This is a genomic window from Dyella japonica A8 (genome assembly GCF_000725385.1).
Taxonomy (GTDB): domain Bacteria; phylum Pseudomonadota; class Gammaproteobacteria; order Xanthomonadales; family Rhodanobacteraceae; genus Dyella; species Dyella japonica_C.
In genome coordinates this window covers 2,686,515-2,697,712 of record NZ_CP008884.1, presented here as the reverse complement: position 1 = coordinate 2,697,712, position 11,198 = coordinate 2,686,515, and the positions used below count along the sequence as shown (strand labels likewise).

At 60.8% G+C, this 11,198-nt stretch carries 14 protein-coding genes and 1 other RNA gene; 4 read left to right on the top strand and 11 right to left on the bottom strand.

The window, feature by feature from the left end; all coding sequences use genetic code 11:
* Positions 1-439: 439 nt before the first annotated feature.
* Entirely contained in the window at positions 440-859 is a 420-nt protein-coding gene (gene fur / locus HY57_RS11265) for a ferric iron uptake transcriptional regulator (protein ID WP_019466969.1), read from the bottom strand.
* A 76-nt stretch (positions 860-935) separates the two neighbouring features.
* On the opposite strand from fur, the gene HY57_RS11260 reads away from it, so the two are divergent.
* The gene (locus tag HY57_RS11260) at positions 936-1,391 is read left to right on the top strand and encodes an outer membrane protein assembly factor BamE (protein WP_019466968.1); all 456 of its coding nucleotides are present in this window, start codon (positions 936-938) and stop codon (positions 1,389-1,391) included.
* Between the two features lie 16 nt (positions 1,392-1,407).
* On the opposite strand, the gene HY57_RS11255 is transcribed toward HY57_RS11260, so the two are convergent.
* Both HY57_RS11255 and HY57_RS11250 read right to left on the bottom strand, forming a co-directional pair.
* Positions 1,408-1,689 carry an RnfH family protein gene (locus HY57_RS11255; RefSeq protein ID WP_019466967.1) on the bottom strand — a complete coding sequence of 94 codons (282 nt, stop codon included), beginning with the start codon at positions 1,687-1,689 and terminating at the stop codon, positions 1,408-1,410.
* Positions 1,682-2,113, bottom strand: coding sequence for a type II toxin-antitoxin system RatA family toxin (locus HY57_RS11250; RefSeq protein WP_019466966.1), 432 nt, complete (start codon positions 2,111-2,113; stop codon positions 1,682-1,684). The genes HY57_RS11255 and HY57_RS11250 overlap by 8 nt, the downstream gene beginning before the upstream one ends.
* An 83-nt stretch (positions 2,114-2,196) precedes the next feature.
* Here HY57_RS11250 and smpB point away from each other — a divergent pair, with 83 nt between their 5' ends.
* A complete protein-coding gene (gene smpB, locus HY57_RS11245; RefSeq protein WP_019466965.1) occupies positions 2,197-2,688 on the top strand; it encodes an SsrA-binding protein SmpB in 492 nt (163 codons plus the stop codon).
* A 235-nt stretch (positions 2,689-2,923) separates the two neighbouring features.
* Here smpB and HY57_RS11240 read toward each other — a convergent pair whose 3' ends face one another.
* Positions 2,924-3,436 carry a GNAT family N-acetyltransferase gene (locus HY57_RS11240; RefSeq protein ID WP_081500732.1) on the bottom strand — a complete coding sequence of 171 codons (513 nt, stop codon included), beginning with the start codon at positions 3,434-3,436 and terminating at the stop codon, positions 2,924-2,926.
* A gap of 106 nt (positions 3,437-3,542) precedes the next feature.
* Here HY57_RS11240 and ssrA point away from each other — a divergent pair.
* Positions 3,543-3,895, top strand: a transfer-messenger RNA (tmRNA) gene (ssrA, locus tag HY57_RS21225).
* 651 nt (positions 3,896-4,546) lie between these two features.
* Here ssrA and HY57_RS11230 read toward each other — a convergent pair.
* The 7 genes from HY57_RS11230 to HY57_RS11210 all read right to left on the bottom strand — a co-directional run bounded on the left by HY57_RS11230 (position 4,547) and on the right by HY57_RS11210 (position 9,912).
* On the bottom strand, positions 4,547-4,957 hold the full coding sequence (locus tag HY57_RS11230) for a hypothetical protein (RefSeq protein ID WP_019466962.1): 411 nt from the start codon (positions 4,955-4,957) through the stop codon (positions 4,547-4,549).
* Positions 4,954-5,712, bottom strand: coding sequence for a peptidoglycan recognition protein family protein (locus tag HY57_RS11225; RefSeq protein ID WP_019466961.1), 759 nt, complete (start codon positions 5,710-5,712; stop codon positions 4,954-4,956). The genes HY57_RS11230 and HY57_RS11225 overlap by 4 nt, the downstream gene beginning before the upstream one ends.
* 4 nt (positions 5,713-5,716) lie before the next feature.
* Positions 5,717-6,307 carry a PAAR domain-containing protein gene (locus HY57_RS21220; RefSeq protein WP_081500731.1) on the bottom strand — a complete coding sequence of 197 codons (591 nt, stop codon included), beginning with the start codon at positions 6,305-6,307 and terminating at the stop codon, positions 5,717-5,719.
* A gap of 139 nt (positions 6,308-6,446) precedes the next feature.
* On the bottom strand, positions 6,447-7,022 hold the full coding sequence (locus HY57_RS21590; RefSeq protein WP_144240813.1) for a hypothetical protein: 576 nt from the start codon (positions 7,020-7,022) through the stop codon (positions 6,447-6,449).
* A gap of 131 nt (positions 7,023-7,153) precedes the next feature.
* Positions 7,154-7,720 (bottom strand): hypothetical protein, encoded by a 567-nt coding sequence (locus tag HY57_RS21585; protein ID WP_039732541.1) that lies wholly within the window; start codon positions 7,718-7,720, stop codon positions 7,154-7,156.
* A 10-nt stretch (positions 7,721-7,730) separates the two neighbouring features.
* Complete coding sequence (locus HY57_RS21580) at positions 7,731-8,651, bottom strand: hypothetical protein (protein WP_144240812.1); 921 nt, start codon at positions 8,649-8,651, stop codon at positions 7,731-7,733.
* 358 nt (positions 8,652-9,009) lie between these two features.
* A complete protein-coding gene (locus HY57_RS11210; protein WP_019466957.1) occupies positions 9,010-9,912 on the bottom strand; it encodes a LysR family transcriptional regulator in 903 nt (300 codons plus the stop codon).
* A gap of 101 nt (positions 9,913-10,013) precedes the next feature.
* Here HY57_RS11210 and HY57_RS11205 point away from each other — a divergent pair, with 101 nt between their 5' ends.
* Positions 10,014-11,198 (top strand): MFS transporter, encoded by a 1,185-nt coding sequence (locus tag HY57_RS11205; protein WP_019466956.1) that lies wholly within the window; start codon positions 10,014-10,016, stop codon positions 11,196-11,198.

Here is an 11,198-nt window from a genome sequence, read left to right as displayed (position 1 = left end):
GCAGGATGCCGTTCCGCCGGTATCGGTGGCACGCCCAGGTTACGCGAGCAACTCGCCTTTCTCTGGAGCCATCCGGTAACGGATCAAGCCGCAGGGCGGACAGGAGTCCTCCCGCGGCTTTTTTTATGGGCGCTCGCCAATGCCCTCGCCCCGTTTGCAGCCTCTGCCCAGGCCTTCACAAAGGCGCTGGATCCCAGCTTTCGCTGGGATGACGGCCCGATGAGGCGGAGAGGTATTTCCTAATGACGGGCCACGGTCAACCCAGGCTGTGGTCGAACACCGAAACTAGCTCGTCATTCCACAGCTCGTCATCCCAGCGAAAGCTGGGATCCAGCGCCTTTTCCATAGGCCAGCCCTCGCAGGCCACGCCCCACTCAAAAAAACAAAAAGGCCGATGGCGTCACCGCCACCGGCCCAGGCGCCTCGCTGCCCGCACTGCTTATTTGTGGTGGGACTTCTTGGGCCGCACGTACAGCACCAGGCTGTGGTCCTCGATGACATAGCCGTGGCGGGCCGCAATTTCGTGCTGGAGGCGCTCGATCTCCTCGCTGACGAACTCAATGACCTTTCCGCTGTCCACATCAATCATGTGGTCATGGTGCTTGCCACGGTCCAGCTCGTAGACGGCCTGGCCGCCCTCGAAATTGTGCTTGACCACGATGCCGGCGGCCTCGAACTGGGTCAGCACGCGGTAGACGGTGGCCAGCCCGATGTCCTCCTGGTGGGACAGCAGGCGCTTATAGATGTCTTCGGCGGTGAGGTGGTGGGCCTCCTCGTCCTCGAAGATCTGCAGGATGCGCATGCGGGGGTGGGTCACCTTAAGCCCGGCTTTGCGCAGTTCTTTGGTTTCCTGTTCCATAACAAACTCCACGCACGCGGCGCCACAAGGCCGTTAGTGTATCATCCGACACCTTTACGATCCGGACGCAACACGCATGCACAAGCTGATTCGCACGCTGGGATTCGCCATGCTGGCTCTGTCGCTGGCCAGCTGCCGTCTCGTCTACACCCCAGACGTGTCGCAGGGCAACCTGCTCGACAAGAAGACCGTGGATCAGCTGCAGCCGGGCATGACCAAGCGCCAGGTGCTGGTGCTCATGGGCTCGCCCTCGGTGAACTCGCCGTTCAACCAGAACCAGTGGGACTACGTCTCCACGCAGCAGCATCGCGGGGGCGACATCAAGATCCACACGCTCAAGCTCACCTTCAACAACGATGTGCTGGTGCGCACCGAGGGTGACTTCTTCGCCGAAGACGCCCAGAAGCTGGTCAACGACACCAAGAAGTACCACGCCAGCTACCCGGTCGACGAAACCAAGGGTGACAAGAACACCGGCGGCTCCGGCGGCGGTGACAAGGGTGGCGACAACGGCGGCAACGACGGCCACTGAGGCCATCTGGCCGGCGTCAGCCCTCGTGGGCGCGGCGCCGGCGTGCTTCCTTCGGATCGAGCGTGAGCGGCCGGTAGATTTCCACCCGGTCGCCCTCGCCCACCACCTGGTCCAGCGTCGCCTTGCGGGAAAAAATACCCAGCCGCGCCGGATCCACCACCAGCCCGGGAACCTCCTGGGCCAGCCCTGATGCCTCGATGGCTTCGGCCACCGTACTGCCGGCAGCCAGCGTCACCTGACGCAGCCAGCGGCGCGATGGTTCGGCATAGACCACCTCCACGGTGATCCGCTCAGCCATAAGTGCGCTCCGCCTCGCGACAGAAATCGTCCACCATGCGGGTGGCCAGCCCCTGGAAACCCAGCTTGAGGGCCGAACCCACCAGCTTGCCGGCGTAATCGAAATCCAGCTCGAACGCCACCTTGCAACCCGCGTCGCCTAGCGCAATGAAGTTCCAGACGCCGTCCAGGCTGCGGAACGGGCCGTCCACCAGGCTCATCTGCAGACGACCGGGGGGCACCGTGGTATTACGCGTCGTGAAGGTCTGGCGGAAACCGGCGTACTTGAGATCCAGCTTCGCCACCAGCACATCTTCACCCCGCTCCAGCACCTCGGCGGCAACACACCACGGGAAGCGCTTTGGGTATGCTTCCACGTCATTGACCAGATCGAACATCTGGGCTGGCGAATATCGCACCAGGGCGCTGCGGCGGATCTCGATCACTTCAGCCTCTTCGTGAGCATCATCTTCAGGTCCCTCCACGGACGGGACCGTCATCAGGGCAATAAGCCCGAAGTTTAACGGACATGGCCAAGCCTAAGGACAAAGACAAGAACACAGGCGGCACCATTGCGCTCAACAAGCGCGCGCGCCACGAGTACCACATCGACCAGCGCTTCGAAGCCGGGCTTGAACTGCAAGGCTGGGAAGTGAAGTCGCTGCGCGCCGGCCGCATCAACTTCGGCGACAGCTACGCCATGGTGATCCAGGGCGAGATCTTCCTTGTCGGTACCTCCATCCCGCCGCTCATCAGCGCCTCCACCCACGTGGTGGCCAACGACCGCCGCACGCGCAAAGTGCTGCTGCACCGGGAAGAGATCGACACGCTCATCGGCGCCGTCGAGCGCAAGGGCTACACCCTCATTCCCATGGCCCTCTACTGGAAGGGCAACAAGGTGAAGGTGGAAATTGGCCTGGCCAAGGGCAAGCAGGCGCACGACAAGCGCGAGACCGAGAAGGAACGCGACTGGCAGCGCGAAAAGCAGCGCACCATGCGCGCCCATAACAAGCACGCCTAAGCGCCGCCAACAAAACGACCGAGCACATCAAAAACAGTGCTCTTGATCGTCATCCCCGCGAAGGCGGGAGGCGCTTTTCAACAGCCGAAGGGCTGGTCATCCAGTGCCTTGACCTTCAACGAGCCGAAAGGCGCTGGATGCCCAGCCCTTCGGCTGCTGAAGAAGCGGTTTCCGCTTTCGCGGGGTGACGTGCGTGCGGAGCCAGGCCGAGTCTCTCTGGTCACCCTAAGCCCGCTCAGCCCGCCACCCGCCGCCAGGAGCCGGGCTCGCCTTCCGACAGGCCAACCACACCCTCATGCAACGTCATGTTCATGGCGTCCACCGACGTGCCGAAGCCGAAGCGCTCATACAGCGTGTGGCCGGCCGCCGTGGAATGCAGGTTGAGCGAATCCACCTCCTGCTCCCGCGCCGCCGCCCCCAGCGCGGCCAGCAACCCGGCGGCCACGCCCTGCCGGCGATACGGCTTGCGCACGTACATGTTGAGCACGTACCAGCCCACGCCGCGGCGGAAATAGGCGGAGGGCATGTGCGTATACGGATGCACCATCACGCAGCCGGCCACCCGCCCCTCCACCTCGGCCAGCCAGGCCAGCAGGCGCCCTTCGGGCATGGCCTCCTCGATCCAGCTGCGCAGCTCGTCCGCAAACCCCTCCGGCAGCTGCTGGTGCAGTTCCTCTTCCAGAAACCCGCAACGCAAATCCGTCAACACACCCGCATCATGCAGCCCTGCCTGACGTATCCGCACCATGGTCGGTCCCTATGGGTGGTGGTCCTGGCCCACAATAGCGGCGACATGCCGCCTTGATGAAAGCCCACCTGCCTACATATACTGACTGACCAGCTTCAGTTTCCCCGGGGGTGTCATGGCTTCGACGGGGGTAGTGAGATAGCTTGGTGCATGCCGAGGGGGCAGCTTTCCTCGTTAATCCAGTTGCAAAACTCATAGTTGCCAACGACGACAACTACGCTCTGGCCGCTTAAGGCCTAGCCCCGAACCCACTTGTGCTCGTGCTCGTGGATGTAGGGTCATTATCACGAGATCGCCCGAAGCTGCCGCCTGTCGGTCAGGGCTAAATCAAGCAGGCTGGTCCTTCGATGCGCTTTGCACGCTGTGCTGTCGCGGGACGAGATCTAACGGCGAGCTAAGCATGTAGTACCGGGCGTCAAACGCCTTCGGACGCGGGTTCGACTCCCGCCACCTCCACCATCAAAAGAAAAGCCCGGCGAGAGATCGCCGGGCTTTTTCTTTGCCCATTGGCTAACTTGTCAGCAGGCATCTAAACCGTCAAAAGTGCACTCTGACCCCAGTTTTGGCTGCCGCACACACCAGCAGCACCGCATAGGGTCATCGAAACGTCATGGCGCAGCGCCCCCCCAATTCTCGGCGCAGCATGGATGCAACCACCAAACCATAGCCACCCGCGCAAGCGCGATTGGCGCCTTTCAGGGCGCCGCGCCGTGCGAGCAGCCTATCTGTCCCGCGCCGCATTATCGGCGGCTCGCACTGGCGGCGCACTCCATTGCCAGCATCCATCCGTAGCCCCCACGCTGCCAGCACACATGGCCCGGTAACACTGCTCCGTGTCACTGACACCATACCGGACTTCACAAAAGTCTTTGAATCTCGCCGTTTCGTCAGGAGTAAGCTCGTTCATCATCTTTGCCTCAATCCCCGAAGGATTCGCGGGATTGACGAACTTGTATTGCCACGTCTTCCGATGCTTCACAAACCACTCCCACCCCACCGGACTTTCTTCGATGTCGGAAGTGACGCGCTCCACGCCGATGTTATAGCGCCACAGGGGTTCAACGACGACTGCCACGCACACTATTAGTGCCGCGTACTGCCAGCGAAACTTCATGGCTTAGTAACGTCCAATTCATGGCGCGAAGCATCGTTATATCTGCGGATGCAAACGTTGTCAGGAATCCAGCCACCTGGTTTTATCTCAACGTGGTACGGGGCACACATCACCCTATAACACGCGTCTACATCCTCAACCCCGTAACGCACCTTACAAAACTCTTTGAGCTTCACTTGTTCCCCCGCCGAAAGCGTCTCATACGCTTCGATTTCAAGAACGGGCCGCGCGGGATTGACGAACTTGTATTGCCACGTTTTGCGGTGCTTTACAAACCACTCCCACACCACCGGCATTTCCTCGTCATCGGAAACGATGCGCTCCACGCCGATGTTATAGCGCCACACGGGTACCGCGACGGCAGCCGCACACACCAGCAGCGCCGCATAGGACCATCGAAACTTCATGGCGCAGCAACGCCTAGTTCGCGGCGCAGCATGGATGCGACCGTCATACCATAGCCCCCCGGGCAGGCGCGATTGTCACCAAGCGTCTTAGCAAATTCACGATGCCCACCGAGCTTCACGATATTGAAGTAATCCGCCAGCGTCGCGCAGAGTTTCGAGGCGGATTCAATTTGCGCCTCACTCGGAACATCATAGACAACGTCCACGGCATCTTTCGCAATGCCTAGAAACTCGCGCGCAGCGACTTTCATACCTTTCTCTTTGTATTTCTTCCATATGCCCGGACCTTCTTCCATGCCTTCGCCCGGCAAACTTAGGTCTGCCAGCAGAACGATTCCGATCACGCGGGAGTTTCCGAGTTCTATGTGGTTGCCTTTGTAGCGTATGTCCAACGCCTCATAGATGATGCCCTGGCAGTCGATGGCATAGTGATAGCTCACCCGACCAAAGTTTCTTACATCGATAGCCTCGACTTTCCGCATCTGGTCCGCACCATCGGCCGAACAACTGAAACTGTTGCCCGCATGGTGGATCGCGATAGCGTCGTAGTTCCAATCTTTCTCGGCGCCCTTGGCGATGTCCAAGGCGTGCCACGCGGAACGCTCTTGCACCTGCACGTTCTTAGCGCGCAACTGGTCAAAGATGGCCTGCCGCACCGCTCCGCGATTGTTGACGCGGATTTCTATCGCGTCGTCCTTGCTGCTGCCTACGCTGGTGGTGGCAACGGTCCAGTGTCGTATCGTGTAATCAGCCATGGCATCACATGCGGTTGGTGAAGTGGAGTTCCCGCCGGGGGGCGGAAAAGACGATATGGATAATCACGTCTAGCGGGTCTTTGGTTTGCACGACGGCGTAACCGTCCGCATCCGTGGTGCCGCGCACGCGGTCGCCAAGAACCTCCGCGACAATGGGATGGTTACGCAACGGCTGTCCCGTGGTGCTATCGCGAACCTTGATCCAGCACGCCACGGGGTCAGAAGGTGGGCTAGGGGCCATCCGCTCGGCCGCGCCGCTCTCGGGCTGCGGTGGTACTGGTGGCGGCGATGACGGCGCGGTATCGCCCGGATCAAATGATTGACCCGACCTTGTTTGCGCGGCAATTAGCCTGGGCGACGGCTTGCATTGGCAGAGGCATAGATCGCCATCTAAAAGGACTTGCTTGCCGTTCGTTACTTCTCGGTGGAACGGTGAAACGTTGGCGCCGATTCCCGTGGTTTTGCACACCGGGCAATAAATGTGCGCACCTGCACAGGCAATGGGCTTCCCATCAGTTAAGCGGTTTCTTTCACCGTCGAGCACGACACCGCCGCAGGTGGTTTTTGCGCCTAAGGTGATGTGATATCGCTTCATGCCAACCCTTTGCTGTCGAAGACAGAGGCGCGCGCTTTGAGCGCGCTTAGGCACTTTTAGGCGATAACTTCATGCGCGCGCAATCGGACGAGTCCCATCGCAACGCGGCTCGTGCTAAGACACCGCTTTGCGTATGTGATCAGTGTTCTGCGGAAGGGTCGGCGGACGGACGTCCAGGCGGGTTGATGCCATCGGCCGCAGGCGGGCTACCGATATACGTGCCGCAACGCGGGTAAGTGGTCGTGCCGTCGTCATGCTCAATATAGGGCAGAAAGTTCCGTTCGCCACCCGGCAACTGCTCAACGCAAAAGACGCCAATAAATCGCCCGGTAGGAGAGTTTCCCGTATCGCCCACGCGTTGCAAAAGAAACCCGTAGGTTTCCCCGGGTTGCAGCGGCTGGCCGCCTCCAACCTGGGCATAACCCTTTAAGGGCTGGTTGTATTGAATACAGTCACCGGCTTTCAACGTGACCGGCCTCGCCTTTGGCGAACGTACCACGGCCCATTCCTCGGGTGGCCAACCCCCATTTATTTGTGAAACGGCGGCAGCACGAAGCGGCATGGGTTTGGCATCACTGGGCAGGCAAGCCAAGAGGTCAGCGCCCCGCTGCTCCAACTTCAACGGGGGCGGCCACACCACTAAATGATATTGGCCGGTTTGTGCCTGTGAGCCCATGCTCGCCAACACGAACAACCCAAAAAAAAGGCGCTTCATACGTTTCCGCTGACTTGGTTGGAAGATGCCATGGATGGAGTGGGTTAACGAACGGCTGCATGACTTGATACACAATCGGACCAGTCCTATCGCAAGGCGATTCGTGCTACGACACCGCTTTGCGTATGTGATCAGTGTTCTGCGGAAGGGTCGGCGGACGGACGTCCAGGCGGGTTGATGCCATCGGCCGCAGGCGGGCTACCGATATACGTGCCGCAACGCGGGTAAGTGGTCGTGCCGTCGTCATGCTCAATATAGGGCAGAAAGTTCCGCTCGCCACCCGGCAGCTGCTCAACACAAAAGACGCCAACATACCGCCCGGTCATGGAGTTTCCCGTATCGCCCACGCGTTGCAAAAGAAATCCGTAGGTTTCACCAGGCCGCAACGGTTGACCGCCTCCGATCTGCCTATAACCCTTCAACGGTCGGTTGTAGTGAACACAGTCACCAGCTTTCAACGTGACCGGCTGCGCCTTTGGCGACTTCACGATAGCCCATTCCTTGGGCGGCCACGTCCCGCTAATTTGCGAAACGGCGGCAGCATCAAGCGGCATGGGTTCGGCGTCACTAGGCAGGCAAGCCAAGAGGTCAGCGCCCCGCTGTTCCAACTTCAACGGGGGCGGCCACACCACCAGGTCACCGGTTTGAGCTTGTGTTGCCGTGCTCGCCAGCAAGAACAACCAAAAAAAGCGCTTCATACGTACCCGCTCACTTGGTTGGCAGATGCAGAGGTTTGATCGGGTTAACGAACGGCTGCATGACGTGATACAACAAATCCGCTGACATTCGCGGGTTAAAGGCGTCCTGCGGATTGCGCTCAATACATATCATGTAATAGTCGGCCATGATGTCGCCTTGTTGCTCCATGTTGTAATCGGCAAGGCGACTTTCTGGGGACAGCTGATACTGATACGCGATTCGACCCCGACTTGACACGCGCAAACCATTGAGTTTCACCGCATAGTCGCGTTGAAACTGCCAAACGTGAACCATTTCGTGCATGAATAATCGGCGATCTGCACCCGTACCGGCAGAATAGTCGTCTCGGTAGATCGGGTGCGGCGCGTGAATATTGCCGTCCGGCGTTACCGCCGTGTCTTCTCTCTGGAAGCGCCCAAGCAGCCAATAACTTCCATGGCGAATTTTCACTTTGCGATAGTCGATGCTATCCCCGAATACCGTTCGCGCCATCGCTTCTTCGCCGCGTGTCAGCGATCGTTCGCCTCCCTTGGGAACCTCTACCGTTGTAATCGCTGGCGTTGTCGTTGTCTTGGCGGTGAATGCAAACGGCGCGTTGCCGCTGGGTACTTCAAAACCCATCTTTTCATATCCACGATCCGGAGCGTCGCAACAAAGGGGCGCGCTGGCTGGCACGGGCAGCATTAATCGCCACAGGGCGACCGGCTGTTGAGTACATATGACGGCCGTCAACCCTTGGGCATCTGTCGTGCCACGCTCATAGGTGCCATCGCCAAGCAAAAGCCGGTAGGGCACGTTTGCCACTGGGTTGCCGTTGCCTTCACCCTTGCCCACAAGCCGCAGTTGTGCGTAATACAACTCGGTATCGTAGGGCGACCAGCCTGTTCCCTTGGGGTGGCAAATGGGGCAACTGGGATCGATGCAACTCATGGACGTGTGCGCCTAGTGAAAGGGCCATAGGAACAACAACACACCGCCACAAGAAATAGGATTGCACTGAAATCCCTATGAGCGTGCGTGATGCCTTAGCGCGTTACCTCGCTTTGCGTGTGGTTGTCCCGTCGCACGGCGTTCCCTCATCAGACGAAAACCCCGCATTAGGCGGGGTGGGTGGTGGCGGTCGTCGTGGCGGGTGTTTAGGCAAACAGGGTCAGGTTGAACTACTCCTGATTTTGAGGTGCCCAACCCGCTCCCGCTCTTGCTTGCCCCGGGTTTTGGTGAGTGTCCGCCATGAGTCGAAGCGGATCACCGGCATCTCGGCAAAAGCCTTCATTCCCACTCTCAAAACTCACTCTTCGAAAGGCCGCTCACCCAAAGCCTCCACAATGTGATCGACGAAACACGTAATGCGAGAAGCTAGCGTCGTGTTTCGATAGTAGACAGCGTTGATGGGCTGTCGCACGTCGAGTGTGTGGCGGGCAAACAATGGCACCAGTCGACCGGACTGCCGGTCTTCGCGCGTCATGAAATCGGACAGGCAGACGATGCCCAGTCCGGCCAGTGCCATCTGCCTTAGCGTTTCGCCACTGGACGAGGCGACGGTCGGCGTGACATGGACGGTCGTTCCGTTCGCGTCACGCAAGGGCCAGTCGTTCAACGTATCGGGGTGATTGAAGCCGAGTATGGCGTGCTGCGCCAACTGGGCCGCGTTGGAAGGCGTGCCGCGGCGCTTCAGATAATCGGGACTGGCAAGTATGCGTATGCGGCTGCTGCCGATGGGTCGCGCATGAAGCGTGGAATCTTTCAGCGCGCCGATGCGGAAGGCCACGTCGGTGCGCTTCTCGATCAAGTCGACGATGCCCTCGTTCGAGTTGAGTTCCAGCTCCACGTCCGGGAAGCGTTCGCGAAAGCCCCGTACCAGCGGCACGATGACATGCAGCATGAAGGGCGTGGCGGCATCCACGCGAAGCCGCCCGACCGGGCGCAGCCGCCGGGCCGCCATCTGCTCCTCCGCCTCGTCAACGGAAGCAAGGATCTCGCGCGCGTACTGCAGAAACGCCGCGCCCTCCTCCGTCAGCTCCAGCCGGCGGGTGGTGCGCCGGAGCAAGGTGGTCTGCAGCTTTTCCTCCAGCCGCCCCAGGGTGCGGCTGGTGGCCGAGATGGTCAGTTCGAGCTGATCCGCGGCCGCGGTGATGGAGCCCGTGTCCACGACGGCCACGAACGCCTGGAGTTCGTCGAGGGTCGTTTTCATATTTGATTTCAAATCAAAAGTATTTGGCTTATATACGGCTTAATCAGCAAATGTAAAGCGAGCAGACTGCGCCCCATTGATTCCCCTCCTGGATCGCAGTCATGCCTCTCGCACTGTTTGCCCTGACCTTGGCGGCCTTCGCCATCGGCACCACGGAATTCGTCATCGTCGGCCTGATTCCGACGATTGCCGGCGACCTGGGTGTCGGCCTGCCTTCGGCCGGCCTGCTGGTCAGCCTCTACGCCCTGGGCGTGGCGGTCGGCGCCCCTATTCTTTCCGCCATGACCGGCCGCGTGCCGCGCAAGCCGCTGCTGGTTGGCCTGATGGCGCTGTTCACCGTCGGCAACGTGGTGGCCTGGATGGCGCCCGGCTACGGCACGCTGATCATTGCCCGCCTGCTGACCGGTCTGGCTCACGGCGTGTTCTTCTCCGTGGGCTCGATCGTCGCCACCAATCTGGTGCCGCGCGAGAAGGCCGCCCGCGCCATCGCCACGATGTTCAGTGGCATGACGGTGGCCTTCGTCACCGGCATCCCGCTCGGCACGTTCATCGGCCAGCACTTTGGTTGGCGCATGACTTTCCTCGCCGTCGCCGCGTTTGGCGTGATCGCGCTGATCGGTGCGCTGGCCCTGGTGCCCAGCAATATTCCCAACACCGAACCCGCGCCGCTGCGCCGCCAGATGCGTGTACTGCTGGAACCGCGCCTGCTGCTGGTCTACGCGATGACGGCCGTGGGTTACGGCGGCTCGCTGATCGCCTTCACCTTTCTTGCGCCCATCCTGGAGAACATTGCCGGCTTCAAGCCCGACATGGTGGGCCTCGTGTTGCTCGCTTATGGCGTCTCCGTCGCGATCGGCAATGTGTGGGGCGGTCGCCTCGCCGATCACCGCGGGCCAGTGGCCGCGCTGAAGATCATCTTCGGTCTGCTGGCTGCCGTGCTGCTGGTGCTCACGTTTACCGCGCCGAGCAAGCCGCTGGTGGTGCTGACGGTGCTGGCGTGGGGTGCGGTGGCGTTCGGCAACGTGCCGGCCCTGCAGGTCTACGTGGTGCGGCAGGCCGAACAGGTCGCACCGGAAGCCACGGACGTCGCCGCCGGTTTCAACATCTCGGCGTTCAACCTCGGCGTGGCCGGCGGCTCCTGGGCCGGCGCGCAGGTGGTGAGTCACCTCGGTCTGGCCCACACCCCGTGGATCGCTGCGCTGGTCACGCTGGGCGCCTTCGGGCTGACAGTGCTGGCCGGACGACTGGACCGCCGCACCGCCACGACGCAACTCGTCGAAGCCTGA